The 20,098-nt window shown below is 69.2% G+C and carries 14 protein-coding genes; 3 read left to right on the forward strand and 11 right to left on the reverse strand.

The window, feature by feature from the left end; translation table 11 throughout:
* Nucleotides 1–57 precede the first annotated feature (57 nt).
* The 10 genes from MRBLMG1_RS05415 to ngcE form a co-directional block, all read right to left on the reverse strand.
* Nucleotides 58–1,137, reverse strand: coding sequence for a hypothetical protein (locus MRBLMG1_RS05415; RefSeq protein WP_367821247.1), 1,080 nt, complete (start codon nucleotides 1,135–1,137; stop codon nucleotides 58–60).
* 99 nt (nucleotides 1,138–1,236) lie between these two features.
* Complete coding sequence (locus MRBLMG1_RS05420; RefSeq protein ID WP_367821248.1) at nucleotides 1,237–2,751, reverse strand: amino acid permease; 1,515 nt, start codon at nucleotides 2,749–2,751, stop codon at nucleotides 1,237–1,239.
* 119 nt (nucleotides 2,752–2,870) lie between these two features.
* Nucleotides 2,871–4,790 (reverse strand): 1-deoxy-D-xylulose-5-phosphate synthase, encoded by a 1,920-nt coding sequence (dxs, locus tag MRBLMG1_RS05425; RefSeq protein WP_367821250.1) that lies wholly within the window; start codon nucleotides 4,788–4,790, stop codon nucleotides 2,871–2,873.
* Nucleotides 4,791–5,024: 234 nt separating this feature from the next.
* Nucleotides 5,025–6,329: a sugar ABC transporter permease gene (locus MRBLMG1_RS05430; protein ID WP_414721491.1), complete on the reverse strand. Its 1,305-nt coding sequence runs from the start codon at nucleotides 6,327–6,329 to the stop codon at nucleotides 5,025–5,027.
* The gene (locus MRBLMG1_RS05435) at nucleotides 6,326–7,114 is read right to left on the reverse strand and encodes an ATP-binding cassette domain-containing protein (RefSeq protein ID WP_181924844.1); all 789 of its coding nucleotides are present in this window, start codon (nucleotides 7,112–7,114) and stop codon (nucleotides 6,326–6,328) included. Before MRBLMG1_RS05435 ends, MRBLMG1_RS05430 begins: the two co-directional genes overlap by 4 nt.
* A gap of 309 nt (nucleotides 7,115–7,423) precedes the next feature.
* Entirely contained in the window at nucleotides 7,424–8,488 is a 1,065-nt protein-coding gene (locus tag MRBLMG1_RS05440) for a sugar ABC transporter substrate-binding protein (RefSeq protein WP_367821253.1), read from the reverse strand.
* 122 nt (nucleotides 8,489–8,610) lie between these two features.
* A complete protein-coding gene (locus MRBLMG1_RS05445; RefSeq protein ID WP_362569947.1) occupies nucleotides 8,611–9,822 on the reverse strand; it encodes an ROK family transcriptional regulator in 1,212 nt (403 codons plus the stop codon).
* Nucleotides 9,823–9,995: 173 nt separating this feature from the next.
* Entirely contained in the window at nucleotides 9,996–10,955 is a 960-nt protein-coding gene (locus MRBLMG1_RS05450; RefSeq protein ID WP_367821255.1) for a carbohydrate ABC transporter permease, read from the reverse strand.
* Nucleotides 10,955–11,884 carry a carbohydrate ABC transporter permease gene (locus tag MRBLMG1_RS05455; protein WP_367821257.1) on the reverse strand — a complete coding sequence of 310 codons (930 nt, stop codon included), beginning with the start codon at nucleotides 11,882–11,884 and terminating at the stop codon, nucleotides 10,955–10,957. The genes MRBLMG1_RS05450 and MRBLMG1_RS05455 overlap by 1 nt, the downstream gene beginning before the upstream one ends.
* A 100-nt stretch (nucleotides 11,885–11,984) precedes the next feature.
* A complete protein-coding gene (gene ngcE / locus MRBLMG1_RS05460) occupies nucleotides 11,985–13,433 on the reverse strand; it encodes an N-acetylglucosamine/diacetylchitobiose ABC transporter substrate-binding protein (protein WP_367821259.1) in 1,449 nt (482 codons plus the stop codon).
* A 543-nt stretch (nucleotides 13,434–13,976) separates the two neighbouring features.
* Between ngcE and MRBLMG1_RS05465 the strand changes: the two genes are divergently transcribed.
* Entirely contained in the window at nucleotides 13,977–14,897 is a 921-nt protein-coding gene (locus tag MRBLMG1_RS05465) for an FG-GAP repeat domain-containing protein (RefSeq protein WP_367821261.1), read from the forward strand.
* Between the two features lie 115 nt (nucleotides 14,898–15,012).
* Here MRBLMG1_RS05465 and acnA read toward each other — a convergent pair whose 3' ends face one another.
* Nucleotides 15,013–17,730, reverse strand: a complete 2,718-nt coding sequence (acnA, locus tag MRBLMG1_RS05470; protein ID WP_367821263.1) for an aconitate hydratase AcnA — start codon at nucleotides 17,728–17,730, stop codon at nucleotides 15,013–15,015.
* Between the two features lie 405 nt (nucleotides 17,731–18,135).
* Here acnA and MRBLMG1_RS05475 point away from each other — a divergent pair, with 405 nt between their 5' ends.
* Nucleotides 18,136–18,492, forward strand: a complete 357-nt coding sequence (locus tag MRBLMG1_RS05475; RefSeq protein ID WP_367821265.1) for a VOC family protein — start codon at nucleotides 18,136–18,138, stop codon at nucleotides 18,490–18,492.
* A 51-nt stretch (nucleotides 18,493–18,543) separates the two neighbouring features.
* Entirely contained in the window at nucleotides 18,544–20,070 is a 1,527-nt protein-coding gene (locus tag MRBLMG1_RS05480) for a helix-turn-helix domain-containing protein (RefSeq protein WP_367821267.1), read from the forward strand.
* The last annotated feature ends 28 nt before the right edge of the window (nucleotides 20,071–20,098 follow it).

Genomic DNA, 20,098 nt, shown 5'->3' on the forward strand with positions numbered 1-20,098 from the left:
TACGGCCCCGGCACCTTCTCCAGGTGCCGGGGCCGTTCCCGTTCGCTTCGGGGGCGGTCACCCTATGGAGCGCCAGCCCTCCAGGTGCAGCCCCGCCGTCGCCTTCTGGCGGGTGGCGATCGGCGAACCGCCGCCGGCCAGGGCCATCGCGACGAGGCGCCCGTCGGTCCCGCGGGTAAGGACGGTGTCGAGGGACGCCTGCGGCTCCCCGTGCTCCGACCAGGCGAGCGCCTCGGGTTCCCGCTCGCTCGGGTAGGAGGCGACGGCGAGCCGGCCGTCGGCGGACTGCCGGGCCAGGACCGTCGTCTCGACGCCGTCGACGAGACAGGTGGCGGCGGCGAGCCGGCCGGTGCCGACCGCCTCGCCGATGGCCGTCGGCTCCAGGTCGCGCCCGGCCGACCAGGCACGGACCTGCCCGGCCCGGTCGACGTAGAACAGCGTCACGTGGCCGGAGGGGCCGGTGACCGCCGCGAGGGTGCCGAAGGTGACGTCGGCGGGCAGGACGTCCTTGCGGACGGGGCGGCCGCCCGACTCCTCCTGGACGTAGCGGAGCAGGCCCTTGTCGGTCGCCGTGAGGAGCTCGACGCGCCCCTCACCGTTGCGGACGGCGACCGGGGAGGGGTCGGTGCCCCAGCCGTGCAGGTCCCACCAGGGGTGCCAGCCGCCGGCGTCCTTCTGCGCCCGCACGCTGAGTCCGCCGCCCCCGTTGCGGACGAAGGCGTACGCGCGGCCCTGGGCGTCCACGGCGACGGCCGGGTTGCCCGTCCAGGGCCCCTTGCCGTTCGAGTGCCCGATGGGGCGCCAGGGCGCCGCCGGACGGCCCGTCTGGAACTGGACGCAGTGCACCAGCTCGACGTGCCCCTCGCCGCCGGCGGTGGACCGCAGGCCGACGAGGTGGACGTAGCGGTCCGGTCCCTGGCCGACCGCGAGGAACGGGGTCAGTCCGTCGCCGCCGAGCGAGACGGGACCGCTCCAGCGGCCGCCTGCCTCCTCGGTCCAGCGCACCACTTCCCCGTCCCTGGGCAGGTAGGCGCTGAACCGGCCCTCCTCCCCTCTGGTCAGCCAGGAGCCCTGGAGCAGGGGGGCGGTGGAGGCGCCGTGAGAACGGTCAGCGGGGGCCTGGGATCGATTCGCCATGGGGGGATCCAGCACTCCGGTCGTCGGAAGGAGTTCGGGTACGAGCCGACTTTAGTCGCCCTCCCGAACGGTCCCTTCCGCGCCTTCGGTATCGCCCGCTCAGTACTTCGCGTCCTCGCCCAGGCGTCCGAGCCGGCTGTGACGGCGCCCGTACAGGAAGTACACGAAGAAGCCGATCACCATCCAGACGGCGAACCGGAACCAGGTCTCGCCCGGCAGGTTGAGCATCAGCCAGAGCGAGGCCGCGATGGAGATGATCGGCAGCGCCGGCACCCACGGCGTGCGGAAGGCGCGCGGCAGGTCGGGGCGGGTGCGGCGGAGCACCATGACGCCGACGGCGACCACGACGAAGGCGAAGAGCGTGCCGATGTTCACCAGGGTCGCGAGCTCGTTGATGCTGGTGAAGCCGGCGACGATCGCGATGATCGCGCCGAGCAGGATCGTCGGCCGGTACGGCGTCTTGAAGCGCGGGTGCGTGATGGAGAAGAAGCGGGGCAGCAGGCCGTCGCGGCTCATCGCGAAGAAGACGCGGGTCTGACCCAGGAGCAGGATCAGACAGACCGTGGTGAGGCCGACGGCGGCGCCGAAGCTGATCACGCCCGCGTAGAAGGGATGCCCGGCCGCCTTGAAGGCGTCGGCGAGCGGGGCGCTCACGGACAGCTCGGTGTAGTGCTGCATGCCGGTGACGACGAGGGCCACCGCCACGTAGAGCACGGTGCAGATCAAGAGCGAGCCGAGGATGCCCCGGGGCATGTCCCGCTGCGGCAGCTTGGTCTCCTCGGCGGCCGTGGCGACGACGTCGAAGCCGATGAAGGCGAAGAAGACGACCGAGGCGGCGGTGAAGATGCCCATGACGCCGAAGTTCGTCGGCTCGTAGCCGAAGATCAGCTGGACGAGCGGGGAGTCCCAGTTGGAACCGCCGCCCTCCGGGGTCACGGCCGGCGGGATGAACGGCTTGTAGTTGTCGCCGACGATGAAGAAGAGACCGGCGACGATCACGATCATGACGACGGTGACCTTGATCGCCACGACGACCGCGGTGATCCGGGCGGACAGCTTCATGCCCAGGACGAGGACCACGGTCAGCACGAGGACGAGCAGGAACGCCAGGATGTCGAAGGTGCCCCCGCTCGCGTCGGGGCCTTCCAGCGCGGCGGGTAGGTGCCAGCCGATGTTGTCCATCAGCGAGCGCACGTAGCCGGACCAGCCGACCGCGACCACCGCCGTGCCGAGGGCGAACTCCAGGACGAGGTCCCAGCCGATGATCCAGGCCGGCAGCTCGCCGATCGAGGCGTACGCGAAGGTGTACGCCGATCCCGCCACCGGCACCGTCGAGGCGAACTCGGCGTAGCAGAGGGCGGCGAGGGCGCACACGATGCCGGCCGCGACGAAGGCGAGCGCGGTGGCCGGCCCCGCGTTCTCCTTGGCGACCTTGCCCGTGAGCACGAAGATGCCGGTGCCGATGATGACGCCGACGCCGAAGACGGTCAGGTCCCAAGCGGACAGGGATTTCCGGAGCGCGTGCTCCGGTTCCTCCGTGTCGCGGATGGACTGCTCGACCGACTTGGTCCGGAACACTCCGTTGTTCGCGCGTGGCTGCTGGTCCGTACTCACCGTCGTACCTCCTGCCATGGGGCTGCCCGCTCTGTGGTCAGAATGCACGCGAAAGGGCCGGTCGGCACTCCGAAGAGTGATCCGACCGGCCCAAGGGTGACGCGGGGTGACGGTGGACGTCAGTCGCGGGCGGGCTCCACGGCCTGCGCGCTGCTCTCGAACCGTCCGTCGAGCCGGGAGACCAGACCGGTGACCTGGCGGGCGATGTCCGGGGCCGTCAGCCCGATCTCGGCCATGACCTCGCCACGGGACGCGTGGTCGAGGAAGCGCGGCGGGATGCCGAAGTCACGCAGCGGGACGTCGACGCCGGCGTCGCGCAGCGCCTGGGCGACGGCCGAGCCGACGCCGCCGACGCGGCTGTTGTCCTCGACGGTGACGACCACGCGGTGCTGCTCGGCGAGCGGGGCGAGGGCCTCGTCGACGGGCTTGACCCAACGGGGGTCGACCACGGTCGTGGAGATGCCGTGCCGGTCGAGGAGGTCGGCGATCTCCAGGCACATGGGGGCCAGGGCGCCCACGGAGACCAGCAGGACGTCCGGCCGGTCGCTGCCGGGCTCGCGGAGCACGTCCATGCCGCCGACGCGGCGCAGGGCGGGCACCGCCGGGCCGACCGCGCCCTTGGAGAAGCGGACCACGGTGGGGGCGTCGGTGACCTCGACGGCCTCGCGGAGCTGGGCGCGGACCTGGTCGGCGTCGCGCGGCGCGGCGAGCCGCAGGCCGGGCACGACCTGGAGGATCGACATGTCCCACATGCCGTTGTGGGAGGCGCCGTCGGTGCCGGTGACGCCGGCCCGGTCCAGGACGAACGTGACGCCGCACTTGTGCAGGGCCACGTCCATGAGGACCTGGTCGAAGGCGCGGTTGAGGAAGGTCGCGTAGACCGCGAAGACCGGGTGGAGGCCGCCGGTGGCCAGGCCCGCCGCGGAGACGGCCGCGTGCTGCTCGGCGATGCCGACGTCGAAGACCCGCTCGGGGAAGGCCTTGGCGAACTTGTCGAGGCCGACGGGCTGGAGCATGGCCGCGGTGATGGCGACGATGTCCGCGCGCTCCTTGCCGAGCTTCACCATCTCCTCGCCGAAGACCGAGGTCCAGTCGGCGCCGGAGGAGGCGATGGGCAGGCCGGTGTCGGGGTGGATCTTGCCGACGGCGTGGAAGCGGTCGGCCTCGTCCTGGAGGGCGGGCTGGTAACCGCGGCCCTTCTCGGTGAGGCAGTGGACGATGACCGGGCCGCCGAAGCGCTTGGCGCGCGTGAGGGCGGACTCCAGGGCCTCGATGTCGTGGCCGTCGATGGGGCCGACGTACTTGAGGCCGAGGTCCTCGAACATGCCCTGCGGGGCGATGAAGTCCTTGAGGCCCTTCTTGGCGCCGTGCAGGGTCTCGTAGAGCGGCTTCCCGACGACCGGGGTGCGCTCCAGGATGTCCTTGCCGCGGGCGAGGAAGCGCTCGTAGCCGTCGGTGGTGCGCAGGGTGGCCAGGTGGTTGGCGAGGCCGCCGATGGTGGGCGCGTAGGAGCGCTCGTTGTCGTTGACGACGATGACGAGCGGGCGGTCCTTGGCGGCGGCGATGTTGTTCAGCGCCTCCCAGGCCATGCCTCCGGTGAGCGCGCCGTCGCCGATGACGGCGACGACGTGGTCGTCCTTCTTCAGGACCTCGTTGGCCTTGGCGAGGCCGTCGGCCCAGCCGAGGACCGTCGAGGCGTGCGAGTTCTCGATCACGTCGTGGTCGGACTCGGCCTGCGACGGGTAGCCGGAGAGGCCGCCCTTCATCTTGAGCTTCGAGAAGTCCTGGCGTCCGGTGAGGAGCTTGTGGACGTAGCTCTGGTGGCCGGTGTCCCAGAGGACCCGGTCCTTCGGGGAGTCGAACACCCGGTGCAGGGCGATGGTCAGCTCGACCACGCCGAGGTTGGGGCCGAGGTGCCCGCCGGTCTTGGAGACGGCGTCCACGAGGAACGTCCTGATCTCGTCGGCCAGCAGATCCAGCTGTTCCGGGGAGAGCCGGTCCAGATCTCGCGGTCCCCTGATACGGGTCAGCAGAGCCACCCGTGCCTCCTTGCGTTTGAGCTGGTCGAGCTTGCCGATTTGTCGAGTCTAATGTTCCGTCTTGGATCGTGGGCATCGGGCCGGGGGGTCAGGCGTCACCCTCACGGCCGACATCCCGCTGATCTGTACGGCTGCGTACGCGTCCCCGCACTGCTCCGGACGCAGCAGTGCCCGGCGCCGGTTTCGCGGCGCCGGGCGGTGTGGCGAGCGTTACGCGCGCGCGGGACGGGGTCCCTAGGCGCGTCCCGCGGTCTTCTGGGTCTTGCGGGAGACCGAGTCGATGATGACGGCGATGAGCAGGACCGCGCCGGTGATCATGTACTGGATCGCGTTCGAGGACAGGTTCATCTGGTTGAGGCCCTGGACGATCGACTGGATGACCAGGATGCCGAGGAGCGCCGACCAGACCTTGCCGCGTCCGCCGAACAGGGACGTACCGCCGATGACGGCGGCGGCGATGCACATCATGAGCTGGTTGCCGCCGCCGAGGGAGCGGTCGGCGCCGCCGGTCGCGGAGGCGAGGAACAGGCCGCCGATGGCGCCCATGGTGCCGGAGATCATGAACACCGAGATCCGGATCCACGACACGTTGATGCCGGCGCGGCGCGCGGCCTCGATGCCGCCGCCGACCGCGAAGACCTGACGGCCGTAGGTGGTGCGGCGGAGCACGAAGTCGGTGACGAGCAGGATCAGCAGGAAGATCACCAGGGAGAGCGGGAGGCCCTGCTCCTGGTTGAAGCCGTAGGCGGCGACGAGGACCAGGACCGCGAGGACGGCGGTGCGCAGGATGATCTCGCTCTGCGGGCGGTGCGGCAGCTCGGCGGCCTTGCGGCGGCGGGAGTCGCGCAGCTGGGCCAGGTAGAAGGCGGCGACGACGACCACGGCGAGGCCGTAGGCGGCGGCGACGTCGGCGAAGTAGTACTTGGTGAGGTCGCCGACGAAGCTGCCGATCGGGGTCGGGATGGTGGACTTGTCGCCCATCACCCAGGTCTGCAGACCGGCCCAGCCGAGGAAGCCGGCGAGGGTGACCACGAAGGCGGGCACGCCGATCTTGGCGAAGACCAGGCCGTGGAAGGCGCCCAGGAGGGTGCCGGAGAGGATGCCGAGGAGGATCGCGAGGCCGTCCGGCATGTCCGTGCCGAGGACGCCCCAGACCGAGCCGGCCAGACCCGCCACGGAGCCGACGGCGAGGTCGATCTCGCCGAGCAGCAGCACGAAGACGATGCCGACGGCCATGATGCCGGGGCCGACCGCGTACAGCGTGATCTGGTCGAGGTTGTACGAGGTGATGAAGTTGCCGGTGAGCGCCTGGAAGACGACGCCGATGACGATCAGGCCGATGACGACCGGAAGCGAGCCGATCTCGCCGGAGCGGATCTTGCGCTTGAACTCGTCGACGTATCCCTTGAAGCCCTGCTCGCGGACGAGGAGGCGGGGGTCGACGGCGGGGACCGCGGCCGGGGCCGGGGCCTCGGTCGCCGGGGTGCGGGGGTCCGGCACCGCGGCCTGGTCGCTCGCGGTGGAAGGGGTGTTGCTCACTTCGCTACCTCCGCGTTGCGGGCCTGACGGCGGGTCACGGCGTTGTCCGTGGCACCGGTGATCGCGGCGATGATCTCTTCGTGCGTGGTGGTGGCGACCGGGAAGGTGCCGTTGTTGCGGCCCAGGCGGAGCACCGCGACGGTGTCGGCCACGGCCTTGACGTCGGCCATGTTGTGGCTGATGAGGATGACGCCGAGGCCCTGCTCGCGCAGCCGCTCGACCAGGTCGAGGACCTGGGCGGTCTGCTCGACGCCGAGGGCGGCGGTCGGCTCGTCCAGGATCACGATCTTGGGGTTGCCGACCAGGGCGCGCGCGATGGCGACGACCTGCCGCTGGCCGCCGGAGAGGGCGGCGACGGGGATGCGGACGCTGGGGATGCGGATGGAGAGCGTGGAGAGCAGGTCCTTGGCCCGCTTCTCCATGGCGACCTCGTCGAGGACGCCGCCCTTCTTGATCTCGCGGCCGAGGAACAGGTTGGCGACGACGTCGAGGTTGTCGCAGAGCGCGAGGTCCTGGTAGACGGTCGCGACACCGAGGTTCTGGGAGTCGTGCGGCCGCTGGATCTCGACCTGCTCGCCCTCCCACTCGATGACGCCCTCGTCGATGGGGTGCACGCCCGCGATGGTCTTGACCAGCGTGGACTTTCCCGCTCCGTTGTCGCCGACGAGCGCGACGACCTCTCCTGCGTGGACTTCGAGATCGACACCGGAGAGGACCTGAACCGCTCCGAACCGCTTGAAGATCCCGCGCAACGCCAGCACGGGCGTCTGGGACACGTGAACCAACTCCTTCGCCGCCCGCGGGCGGCGGCATGTCGCGCCGCCGGTGCAGCGCCGAAGTTTCGAGGGGGGCTGGGCTCGTCCGGCCCCCGGACCGACAGCGGGGTCTGGGTCGGCCGGGGACCGGACGGGCTTGGGGGACGGATCCGTTCGCCGAGCGGCACCGGCCGGCCGTACGCGGGTGATCACGGGGTGTTCACCCGGTGTACGCGACCGGGGCGGCTCGCTCAGGGGAGGCGGCGGGGCGCTGTGCGCGCCCCGTACCGGGGATCCGGGGGGCCGGGCCTTCGGGGGCCCGGCGGGGTGGGGCGAGGACTACTTGATGCCCAGCTCGGTGCACTTGGCGGCGAGGTCCGCCGTGCAGAGGTCGGCGGCCTTGTAGATGCCGTCCTGGACCACCGTGGTCTGGATGTTGGTCTTGTCGACCACGACCGGGGCGAAGAGCGTCGACGGCACGCCGTCGGTGGCGCCCTGGGCGCCGAGGTCCTTGCCCTGGAGCAGGTTCACCGCGAACTTGGCGGCCTCGGGGGCCAGCTGGAGCGGCGACTTGTAGATGGTGAAGGTCTGCGTACCGGCGATGATGCGCTGGATGCCCGCGACCTCGGCGTCCTGGCCACCCACCGGGATGCCCTTGATGCCGGCGTTCTCGAGGGAGGTGATGATGCCGCCGGCCATGCCGTCGTTGGCGGAGTACACCGCGCCGATCTTGTCCTTGCCGACCGAGGAGATGGCGGCGGCCATCTTCTCGCCGGCGATCTTCGGGTCCCACTCACCGGAGGCCTCGTAGGCGATCTTGCCGACCTTGCCGTCGAGCGCGGTGTGGGCGCCCTTCTTGAAGAGCCCGGCGTTCGGGTCCTTCTCGTCACCGTTGATCATGACGACGTTGGCGGAGGCGGCCTTGGCGCCGAGGGCGGTGACCAGGGCCTGGCCCTGGAGCTCGCCGACCTTGTTGTTGTCGTGGCTGACGTAGGCGTCGGCGCCCGCGACGGCACGGTCGTACGCGACGACCTTGACGCCCTTGGCCTTCGCGTCCTTGACCCAGCCCGCGGCCTTCTCGGCGTCCACCGGGTCGAGGGCGATGACCTTGACGCCGTCGGCGATCAGCTGGTCGAACTGCTGCTTCTGCTTCACGACGTCGGAGACCGCGTTGTTGTACACGATCTCGCAGTCGCCGCAGGCGGCCTTGACGGCCTTCTCGAACTGCGGCTTGTCCAGCGCCTCGTAGCGCGAGGTCTTGTTCTCGGGGAGGAGCAGACCGATCTTGGTCGAGCTGCCCTTGTCCCCGCTGTCGTCGCCGCCGGCCTTGCCGCAGGCGCCGAGCGTGAGAGCCATCGAGACCGCGGCCGTTGCTATGACGGCACGACGCGTCACTGCGTTCATGTGTGGTTGCCTCCCTGACGAGGCCGCGACGTTGCGGCCGAGGTGTCCCGAAGTCAACTCGGCCGCAACGTTGCCGTCAAGAAGTAAATTCTTAACGAGATGACAACGGTGGTGTTCGTTATCTAAGTGAAGGCAAGCCGCGAGACCGGAGCGGCCGCGGGCAGCGCACTCTCCAACAGGGACGAATCACCCATCTCGCTCAGGACGAGGGCGAGTGCGCCGAGCACCTCGGCGCGGCCGCCCAAGGCCCCCTGGGCCAGCGAGAGCTGGCGGGCGGCACTGGGGATCGCGTACCGCGAGACGGAGTCCCTGATGGGCGCCAGGACCAGCTCTCCGGCCTCCGCGAGGTCGCCGCCGAGCACCACGCGGCTCGGGTTCAGGAGGTTGCAGAGGTTGGCGATGCCGCTGCCGATGTGCCGGCCGACGTCGGCGATCACCCGGCGGCAGCCGGGGTCGCCCTCCCGGGCCAGCTGGACCACCCGTTCCATGGTCAGATCGGGGCCGTGGCTCGGCTGGAGCAGCGGCAGGACGTAGCGGGCGGCCGTGAAGGTCTCCAGGCAGCCCCGGTTGCCGCAGCGGCAGACCGGGCCCGACTCGTCCAGCGTGATGTGCCCGATCTCGCCCGCGGTGCCGCCCGGCCCCCGGTAGACCCGCCCGTCGATCACCAGGCCGGCGCCGACGCCGCTGGCCACCTTGATGTAGGCCAGGTCCTTGACGCCCCGGCCGCTCCCCCAGACCAGCTCGCCCAGCGCGCCGAGGTTGGCGTCGTTGTCGACGTGCACGGGCACGCCGAGCCGCCCGGAGAGCTCCTCGGCCGGATTGATGCCGCTCCACCCCGGCAGGATCGACGTCGAGCCGAGGGTCCCGGAGGACACGTCGATGGGTCCCGGCACGCCGAGGCCCACGCCGATGACCTTGTCCCGGCCGATGCCGGTGGCCTGGATCAGCCGGTTGACCAGCTGTTCCGCCCGGTCGAAGCCCTCGGCGGCGGAGGCGTCCACGTCGAGCGGCTCGGACTCCTCGGCGAGGACCTGGTGGGCGAGGTTGCCCACCGCGACCCGCAGGTGCGTGTGGCCGAAGTCGACGCCGATGACGATGCCGGCGTCACCGGAGAGCGACACGCTGCGGGCCCGGCGGCCCCCCGCGGAGGTCGGCGTGACCTCGACGGTCCCGCCGTCCTTCAGCTCCCGCACGATGTTGGAGACCGTGGCGGCCGAGAGGCCCGTCGCCCTGGCGATCTCCGCCTGGGTGAGCGAGCCGGCCATGCGCACCGCCCGGACGACCCGTTCGAGATTGGCCCTGTGCAGAGACGTCTGCGACCCCGGAGTCTCCATCGACTCACTCACTCCCACCGTTTTCTCCAACATGTGAACTCTAAGGGGACTCTTTCGGCTTGCTCCCCGTCAAGACCTTGAGTTGCCGACGGTACGGGTCACACGACGCGAAGGGCCCCCGGCGCGGGGTGCGCCGGGGGCCCTTCGGACCGCGATACGGGTTACTTCACGACTTACTTCACGGCACCGGCCGTCAGACCGGCCACCACCTGCCGCTGGAAGACGATGTACGCCGCGAGGACCGGGAGCATGGCCATCACCAGGCCGGCGAAGAGCCCTGACCAGTCGCCCTTGTAGCCCTGGCTGACCGCGAGCTGGACGAGTCCCTGGGAGAGCACCTTCTTCTCCGGCTCGGTGTTGAGCACGGTCGGCAGCAGGTACTGGTTCCACTGGCCGAGGAAGTTGAAGATGCCGACGCTGATGAGACCGGGCTTGGCCATCGGCAGCATCACCTGGAAGAAGGTCCGGGTGTGCGAGGCGCCGTCCACGAAGGCCGCTTCCGCGACCGAGGTCGGCAGGGTGCGGAAGAAGGCGGTGAGGAAGAAGACGGTGAACGGCAGCGAGTACGCGATGTAGACGAGGATCAGGCCGTGCAGCGTGTTCAGCAGGGCCATGTTCTGCATCACGTAGAACAGCGGCACCAGGGCGAGGATGATCGGGAAGCTCATCCCGCCGATGAACAGGAAGTAGATGAAGCGGTTGCCCGGGAAGTCGAAGCGGGCCAGCACGTAGGCCGCCATCGAGCCGAGCAGGAGCGTGCCCACCAGCGATCCGGCGACCACCAGGACGGTGTTCAGGAAGTAGTCGCCCATGTGCGCCTCGGTCCAGGCGCGCGACCAGTTCTCGAAGTGCAGCTTGTCCGGGAGCGCCCACGGCGAGGTGAAGATCGCCCGGTCGGTCTTGAAGGAGGTCATGACCGCCCACAGCAGCGGCATGACGACCATGATCGCCCAGACGATCAGCATCCCGTGCGAGAAGACGTTGAGGGTCGCGCCCTCGCCCTTCGAACCCTTGGTCCCCTTGGAGCGCTCGGCGGAGGCCGGGGTCGAGGTCTTGCCGAGCGTCGGGCCCGGGCCGGCCGGGGAACCGGAGGGGTCCTCGACGCCGGGGGAGGCAGTGTCGGTCGTCTTCATCAGAACTCCAGCCGCTCGCGCCGGCCCAGCTTCATCACGACGGCCGCGAAGGCGAGCGTGACGAGGAGGAGCGCGACGCCGATGGTCGTTGCGTAGGCGGCCTGACCGTCCCGGAATGCCTTCTGGTACACGTACAGCGGCATGACGATGGTCGAGTAGTCGGGCCCGCCGCCGTTGGGGCCGACGGTCATGATCTGGACGACGGCGAAGGACTCCGCGCCGAGCGCGAGGATGCCCATGTAGATCCAGCCGGACTGCACGGTGTCCCACAGCAGCGGCAGGGTGATCTTGAAGAACGTGGTGAAGCGGTTCGCGCCGTCGAGCAGCGCGGCCTCGTAGAAATCCCTCGGAATGGACGCCATGCCGGCCGAGAAGAGGACGACGAAGAATCCGACGGTGGACCAGACGAGAACCACCATCACGCAGATGAGGGCGAGATCCGGATCGCCGAGCCAGTCCGGCTGGACGCTTCCGAGCCCGACCCCCTTCAGTACGGAGTTGATCGCTCCGCTATTCGGGTTGTACGCGAACTGGAAGAGCAGCGCCACGATCGCGATCGACAGCACCTGCGGGAAGAAGTACACGATTTTGTAGAAGGACGAACCGCGCACGCCCGCGATGGCGGCCCCCCTGCGGCGCCGACCGCCGACATTGAGCATGAAGGCGAAGAACAGCGCGAGACCGACGGTCACCAGCGGCAGCACCACCGCGAAGGTCAGACTGTGCTGGAGCGATTTCCAGAAGATCTCGTCGTCCAGCATTCTGCTGTAGTTGTCGAATCCGACCATCCCGAATTCGGGACTCAGTCCGGTCCAGTCCGTGAAGGAGTAGTAGATCGACTGGATGAACGGCCAGATGACGAAGAGCACGTAGAGCGCGAGGGGGGCCGCCAGGAACCCCACGATGAAACGGTACTTGCCGTGTTGCATTCCTACCGACCCCGATCTTCCCGCGGAGGCGCGCCGCTGGTGCTGCGCGCGAGGGGGCCGGGGCCCGCTCCCGGTCGGCGGGAAGGGGCCCCGGCACTGCTCACTGATGCTTGTAGTGCTTGATCGACGAGTCCTGGGCCGCCTCGTCGGCGTACTTCTGGATCTTCTTGATCGTCTCGGCCGGAGTCGCGCGGCCGGCCATCATCTCGCCGATGCCGGCGACACCGATCTTCTCCTTCTGGAGGGCGACGTACCAGTCCTGGAGGCGCGGGTTGACGACGTTCTGGCCGGCCTTCTGCAGGGCGGCGACGCCGGACTTGAGGCCCGGGGAGAGCTCGATGCCGTCGGTGCCGCCGTTGAGGGCGGTCAGGGACTTCACCGACTGGGTGAAGTTCTTGGACGAGGCCTCGCTGAGCATGATGCGCAGCTGCTCCATGCCGCCCTCGGCGTTCGCCGCCTTGGCCGGGACGATGAAGGGCTCGCCGCCGGCGGCCCAGATGGTGCCGAACGGCATCTTGTCCGAGGCGTCGATGCCGGTCGGGGCCGAGACGGCCAGGCCGAAGTCGGCCGGCATGGTCTTCGCGGCCTCGTTCTCGACCCAGGAGCCGTTCGGGATGAACAGCGCCTTGCCCTCGGTCCAGGCGGTCTGCGACTGGATGTGGTCGAGGCCGGGGGTGCCCTTGAGGATGTACCCCTTCTGCACGAGCTCGTAGTAGGCCTCGAAACACGCCTTGACCGCGGGGTGCTCCCAGGCCTTCGGCTCCAGGTTGTCGATGGCGTCCAGGACCTCGCGGCCGCCGACCTTGGCGATCATCGGGTAGAGCGAGAAGGGGACGTAGTACGGGTGCTTGCCGGCGTACGTCCAGCCCGCGATGCCCTTCTTCTTGGCCTTCTCGCAGACGGCCAGCATCTCGTCCCAGGTCTCGGGGTACTTCGCGTCGAGCGAGTCGAGGAGCTTCTGCGAGTACCAGACGCCGTAGACCGTGTAGGCGTAGTTGAGGATCCAGCACGGCTCGCCGTCGAACTGGCCCATCTCGACGATGCCGGGCCGCAGGGTGTCGCGGACCGTCTTCTTCGGGTCGTCGACGGAGGGCGAGTCGAGCAGCGGGGTGAGGTCCGCGAGCTGCTTCTGGCCGACGAGGACACCCATGTCCATCTGCTCGGCGCCGGAGTTGTCGATGAGGTCCGGCGGGTTGCCGCCGTTGAAGCGCGGCTGGAGCGTGGTGGTGATCTTCTGGGTGGGGGTGAACTTGACCTTCGCCTTGGGGAAATTGGTCTCGTAGATCTTGACCGCGTCCTTGGCGTACTCCTGTCCGAATCCACCGTCGAAGAGGACGAAATCGAGCGGGGCCGACTCGTTCACCCCGAGCGGGTTCTTTTCGGACTTCGTGCCCTTCTCGACCTTCCCGTTGCCACCGCTGTCGCTGCTCGCACAGGCGGACAGGAAGCTCATCGTCGGCACCGAGATCAGACCGATAGCGGCAGAACGCTTGATCAGATCGCGACGGCCGAGGCCGCCCTCATTGGTCTGTGCGGGGGTGGATCCCATGCTCAAGTCCTCGCCTTCATTCAGGACTCAGGCGGTGTACCGGTCGCCCGTACTACTCGCTCGCCACAGGCGAAGGGCCCCGCCACCGCGGTCATTTGCAGCCGGGTCGTGCAGGCGTCGGGCCGTCGTCCGATGGAAACGACTGGCTGGACGCCGACAGGTATAGTCCACTTCCCTTCGCCGGAGCAAGATCGAAAGCAGGTTTTCACGGCCATCTTTCCCGAGTTGAGACCTGCGGGATAAGCACGTTGGATCTGCGGCGTTTCGTCCAACCATTCGTCAACCAACACCCTTGACACCACGCCCGAGTTGCCCGTACTGAGGCCCCACGCGCCGTCACCGGCGAGGCCGGCCCGGATACCGGTGGGACACTAACCGACAATCAGGACATACGGTCTTGGATCGAAACAGTCGTGTCACAAACCGGTTGCCCGGTGAAGATCCCGTGAGAAGGATCCTGGATCATAGAGGTTCCGCCGCCTCCGCCCCTCGGGCACACGCGCGGCGGCACCTGCCTTATTCCACTCGGAACTGGAGTACTACGTGGCCAAGTCTTCTGGCCTGAACCGCACGGGCGTCCTGTCCCGTGTCACGGTCGCGGCGATAACCGCGGCCCTCGTGGGCACCACCACGGCCGCCGTCGCGGCCGACGCCCCGCAGCCCGCCCGTTCGGCCTCGGCCGTCCAGAAGGCGGCGCCGAAGGCGAGCACCCTCGCCGCTTCCTCCGCCTCCACCGTCGCCGACGGCGAGCTGCGCGGCGTCGACGGCAACGGCTACATGTACGCGTACCTGCCGAACGGCACCGGTGGCTTCATCGGCCGTCAGTACGTCGGCAGCGGCTGGAAGTACACCAACCAGCTCACCATGGCCGACCAGAACGGCGACGGCGAGACCGACGGCGCCTGGGACGTCACCGGTGGCCAGCTGTCCTACACCGCGTGGGGCCAGGACGGCGTCTCCCTCGGCTCCGGCTGGGGCGTCTTCAACAAGGTCGTCTCGACCGGCAACCTGGGTGGCGCCGCCGCTCCGGACCTGCTGGCGCGCGACACCGCGGGCCGTCTGTACCTGTACCTCGGGTACGGCAACGGCAAGCTCGCCCCGCGTGTGCAGATCGGTACCGGTTGGAACATCTTCAACCAGATCACCGGCAAGGGCGACATGAACGGCGACGGCAAGGACGACGTCATCGCCCGCGACTCCGCCGGTTACCTGTGGCTGTACCCGGGCACGGGCAACTACCTCAAGCCGCTCGGCCCCCGGGTCAAGGCCGGCAACGGGTGGAACGGCCTGAACGCCTTCGTGTCCCCCGGTGACGTCAACTTCGACGGCATCCCCGACGTGGTCGCCCGCGACTCGACCGGCGTGCTGTGGCTGTACCCGGGTTCCGGCATCTCCTACCCGGCGTTCAAGCCGCGTACGAAGATCGGCACCGGCTGGAACACGTACCGCCTCATCTTCTCCTGACGCCTCGCGCCCTCGTGGCGCGGTCAGTGGGAAAGCCGAACGGGCCCCGCTCCTCTTCCGAGGAGCGGGGCCCGCTTCGTGCTGCCTGGAGCCGGGGGGTCAGCCGCGACGGTGCTTATCCACGAATGAGGTTGCGGAGCACGTACTGCATGATGCCGCCGTTGCGGTAGTAGTCCGCCTCGCCGGGGGTGTCGATGCGGACGACCGCGTCGAACTCGACACCGGTGTCGGTGGTGACCTTCACCGTGCTGGGCGTGGTGCCCTCGTTCAGCTCGGTGACACCGGCGATGGAGAAGGTCTCCTCACCGGTCAGGCCGAGGGAGTCGGCCGACTGGCCGGCCGGGAACTGGAGCGGCAGGACGCCCATGCCGATGAGGTTCGAGCGGTGGATGCGCTCGTACGACTCGGTGATGACGGCCTTGACGCCGAGGAGCGCGGTGCCCTTGGCGGCCCAGTCGCGGGACGAACCGGAGCCGTACTCCTTGCCGCCCAGGATGACCAGCGGCGTGCCGGCGGCCTGGTAGTTCTGCGAGGCGTCGTAGATGAACGACACCGGCGCGTCGGCCTGGGTGAAGTCGCGGGTGAAGCCGCCCTCGGTGCCCGGCGCGATCTGGTTGCGCAGGCGGATGTTGGCGAACGTGCCGCGGATCATGACCTCGTGGTTGCCTCGGCGCGAGCCGTAGGAGTTGAAGTCACGACGCTCCACACCGTGCTCGGTGAGGTACTTGCCGGCCGGGGTGTCGGCCTTGATGGCGCCGGCCGGGGAGATGTGGTCGGTGGTGACCGAGTCGCCCAGCTTCGCCAGGACGCGCGCGCCGACGATGTCGGTGACCGGGGAGGTCTCCATCGTCATGCCCTCGAAGTACGGGGGCTTCCGGACGTAGGTGGACTCGGCGTCCCACTCGAAGGTGTTGCCGGTCGGGATCGACAGCGCCTGCCACTGGGCGTCACCCGCGAAGACGTCCTGGTAGGACTTGTTGAACATGTCCTCGCCGATGGCGTTGGCGACGACGTCGTTGACCTCGGCCTCCGACGGCCAGATGTCGGCCAGGTAGACGGGCTTGCCGTCCTGGTCGACGCCGAGCGCGTCCTTGGTGATGTCCACCTTCATGGAGCCCGCGATGGCGTACGCGACGACCAGCGGCGGGGAGGCCAGGTAGTTCATCTTGACGTCGGGGTTGATGCGACCCTCGAAGTTGCGGTTGCCCGAGAGCACCGAGGTCACGGCCAGGTCGTGCTCGTTGACGGCCTTGGAGACCTCCTCCGGCAGCGGGCCGGAGTTGCCGATGCAGGTGGTGCAGCCGTAGCCGACGAGGTTGAAGCCGACCTTGTCGAGGTACGGGGTGAGGCCCGCCTTGTCGAAGTAGTCGGTGACGACCTTCGAGCCCGGGGCGAGGGTGGTCTTGACCCACGGCTTGCGGGTCAGGCCCTTCTCGGTGGCCTTCTTCGCGACGAGCGCGGCGGCGACCATCACGTACGGGTTCGACGTGTTGGTGCAGGAGGTGATCGCGGCGACGGTGACGGCGCCGTGGTCGATCTCGTACGTCGTGCCGTCGGGGGCGGTCACCTGGACCGGCTTCGACGGGGCGCCGTTCGGGTGGTTCGCCGGGGCGTCGGAGGCCGGGAAGGACTCCTTGCCCGCCTCGTCGACCTCGTCGACGTAGTTGCGGACGTCCTGGGCGAACTGCGCGGCGGCGTTCGCGAGGACGATGCGGTCCTGCGGGCGCTTCGGGCCGGCGATGGAGGGGACGACCGTGGAGAGGTCGAGCTCCAGCTTCTCGGAGAAGTCGGGCTCGGCGGCCGGGTCGAGCCAGAGGCCCTGCTCCTTGGCGTACGCCTCGACGAGCGCGACCTGCTGCGCGGAGCGGCCGGTGAGCTTGAGGTAGTTCAGGGTCTCGTCGTCGATCGGGAAGACCGCGGCGGTGGAACCGAACTCCGGCGACATGTTGCCGATGGTGGCGCGGTTCGCGAGGGAGGTGGCGGCGACGCCCTCACCGTAGAACTCGACGAACTTGCCGACGACGCCGTGCTTGCGCAGCATCTCGGTGATCGTGAGGACCAGGTCGGTGGCGGTGGTGCCGGCCGGGAGCTCGCCGGTCAGCTTGAAGCCGACGACGCGCGGGATGAGCATGGAGACCGGCTGGCCGAGCATCGCGGCCTCGGCCTCGATGCCGCCGACGCCCCAGCCCAGCACGCCCAGGCCGTTGACCATGGTGGTGTGCGAGTCGGTGCCGACGAGGGTGTCGGGGTACGCCTGGCCGTTGCGGACCATGACCGTGCGGGCCAGGTGCTCGATGTTCACCTGGTGGACGATGCCGGTGCCCGGCGGGACGACCTTGAAGTCGTCGAACGCGGTCTGGCCCCAGCGCAGGAACTGGTAGCGCTCCTTGTTGCGGCCGTACTCCAGCTCGACGTTCTGCGCGAAGGCGTCGTTGGTGCCGAACTTGTCGGCGATGACGGAGTGGTCGATGACCATCTCGGCCGGGGAGAGCGGGTTGATCTTCGCCGGGTCGCCGCCGAGCGCCGCGACGGCCTCGCGCATGGTGGCGAGGTCGACGACACAGGGGACGCCGGTGAAGTCCTGCATGATCACGCGCGCCGGCGTGAACTGGATCTCCTGGCTCGGCTGGGCCTGGGAGTCCCAGTCGCCGAGGGCCCGGATGTGGTCGGCGGTGATGTTCGCGCCGTCCTCGGTGCGGAGCAGGTTCTCCAGGAGGACCTTCAGGCTGTAAGGGAGGCGCGCGGAGCCCTCGACCTTGTCCAGCTTGAAGATCTCGTACGACTCGTCGCCCACGCGCAGCGTGCTGCGGGCGTCGAAGCTGTTCGCCGACACGACAGTCTCCTTCATATATGTGCGCGTTCCACCACATCCTGCCGCCACGTACACGTCGTCGATCCGCTAAGGTAAGGCTAAGTTAGGTAAACCTTACCGGGGTCGTGGCAGCGGTGCGCCTCGGCAGATATCTCGATGTCGAGATAACTCTAGTACATCACCGCCGCGCGGTCATGCCTGGCATGCCCCGGATCCGGTACGGGCTTCCCGCCGGGCCATCGCGTACGACCCCGATCCGAGGTCCGGGCCACCTGGCACGGCCGCGGTCCGATGCCTGGGCCATCCCGCACGGCCGCGGCCCGACGTCCGATCCGCCACCCCGCACGGCCGCGGCCCGACGCCCGAGCCACCCCGTACGGCCGCGGCCCGATTGCCGGGCCGGGCCGGGCGGCCGAGGATCGGAGCATGTTCAGTGGCGCGCACGTGATCCTCTACAGCCGGGACGCCGAGGCGGACCGCGCCTTCCTCAGGGACGTGCTCGGCTTCGAGCACGTGGACGCCGGGCGGGGCTGGCTCATCTTCAAGCTCCCGCCGGCCGAGGTCGCGGTGCACCCGACGGACGACGAGCCGCGGCACGAGATGTACCTCATGTGTGACAACCTCGCCCAGACCCTGACGACTCTGGACGAACGGGGTGTGGAGATCTCACGGGCCATCAGCGACGAGGGATGGGGGCTGCTCGCCGCCGTCCGACTCCCGAGCGGCACCGAACTCCCCCTGTACGAACCGCACCACCCCACCGCTCACGGCAATTCACCCTGACGGCCCACCCCGATGACGGGGTGCATCTCATATCTGAGATAACGTGACGCCATGGCAGACGACTACCTCGTACGCATCGGCAAGCTCATCCGTGACGCCCGGCAGCACCGCGGCTGGACACAGACACAGCTCGCCGAAGCGCTGGCCACAAGCCAGAGCGCCGTCAACCGGATCGAGCGCGGCAACCAGAACATCAGCCTTGAGATGATCGCCCGGATCGGCGAGGCCCTCGACAGCGAGATCGTGTCCCTGGGCTACGCGGGCCCCATGCACCTCCGCGTCGTCGGCCGCCGCCGGCTCTCCGGCGCCATCGACGTCAAGACGAGCAAGAACGCCTGCGTCGCGCTGCTCTGCGCGTCGCTCCTCAACAAGGGCCGCACCGTCCTGCGCCGCGTCGCCCGCATCGAGGAGGTCTTCCGGCTCCTGGAGGTCCTCAACTCCATCGGCGTCCGCACCCGCTGGGTCAACGACGGCGTCGACCTGGAGATCGTGCCGCCCGCCGAGCTGGACATGGAGTCCATCGACGCCGAGGCCGCGATCCGCACCCGCTCCATCATCATGTTCCTGGGGCCCCTGCTGCACCGCATGGACCGCTTCAAGCTGCCGTACGCCGGCGGCTGCGACCTCGGCACCCGCACGATCGAGCCGCACATGATCGCGCTGCGCCGCTTCGGCCTCGACGTCACGGCCACCGAGGGCATCTACCACGCCCAGGTCGACCGCATCGCCCCCGACCGCCCGATCGTCCTGACCGAGCGCGGCGACACGGTGACCGAGAACGCCCTCCTGGCGGCGGCCCGCCACGACGGCGTCACCGTCATCCGCAACGCCTCCTCCAACTACATGGTCCAGGACCTCTGCTTCTTCCTGGAGGCCCTCGGCGTCCGGGTCGACGGCATCGGCACCACCACCCTCACCGTCCACGGCATCCCCCAGATCGACGTCGACGTCGACTACTCCCCCTCCGAGGACCCGGTCGAGGCGATGAGCCTCCTCGCCGCGGCCGTGGTGACCGAGTCGGAACTGACCATCCGCCGCGTCCCCATCGAGTTCATGGAGATCGAGCTCGCGGTCCTGGAGGAGATGGGCCTCGACCACGACCGCTCCCCCGAGTACGCCGCCGACAACGGCCGCACCCGCCTCGTCGACCTCACGGTCCGCCCCTCCAAACTGGAGGCGCCGATCGACAAGATCCACCCCATGCCCTTCCCGGGCCTCAACATCGACAACGTCCCCTTCTTCGCCGCCATCGCCGCGACGGCCCAAGGCAAGACCCTCATCCACGACTGGGTCTACGACAACCGCGCCATCTACCTCACCGACCTCAACCGCCTCGGCGGCCGCCTCCAACTCCTCGACCCCCACCGCGTCCTCGTCGAAGGCCCCACCCGCTGGCGCGCCGCCGAAATGATGTGCCCGCCGGCCCTGCGCCCGGCCGTCGTGGTCCTCCTCGCGATGATGGCGGCGGAGGGCACGTCGGTCCTCCGGAACGTGTACGTCATCAACCGCGGCTACGAGGACCTGGCGGAGCGCCTGAACTCGATCGGCGCGCAGATCGAGATCTTCCGGGACATCTAGGAACTTTCGCGGGGGGGCACCACCCCAC

This window comes from Streptomyces sp. LMG1-1-1.1, assembly GCF_040815545.1.
Classification (GTDB): domain Bacteria; phylum Actinomycetota; class Actinomycetes; order Streptomycetales; family Streptomycetaceae; genus Streptomyces.

Bases quoted from the DNA above. Each gene is read 5' to 3' on its own strand.
- MRBLMG1_RS05415 (WP_367821247.1), bottom strand. From the start codon at position 1,137: ATGGCGAATCGATCCCAGGCCCCCGCTGACCGTTCTCACGGCGCCTCC.
- MRBLMG1_RS05440 (WP_367821253.1), bottom strand. From the start codon at position 8,488: ATGAACGCAGTGACGCGTCGTGCCGTCATAGCAACGGCCGCGGTCTCG.
- MRBLMG1_RS05445 (WP_362569947.1), bottom strand. From the start codon at position 9,822: ATGGAGACTCCGGGGTCGCAGACGTCTCTGCACAGGGCCAATCTCGAA.
- MRBLMG1_RS05450 (WP_367821255.1), bottom strand. From the start codon at position 10,955: ATGAAGACGACCGACACTGCCTCCCCCGGCGTCGAGGACCCCTCCGGT.
- MRBLMG1_RS05455 (WP_367821257.1), bottom strand. From the start codon at position 11,884: ATGCAACACGGCAAGTACCGTTTCATCGTGGGGTTCCTGGCGGCCCCC.
- ngcE (WP_367821259.1), bottom strand. From the start codon at position 13,433: ATGGGATCCACCCCCGCACAGACCAATGAGGGCGGCCTCGGCCGTCGC.
- MRBLMG1_RS05475 (WP_367821265.1), top strand. From the start codon at position 18,136: ATGTTCAGTGGCGCGCACGTGATCCTCTACAGCCGGGACGCCGAGGCG.
- MRBLMG1_RS05480 (WP_367821267.1), top strand. From the start codon at position 18,544: ATGGCAGACGACTACCTCGTACGCATCGGCAAGCTCATCCGTGACGCC.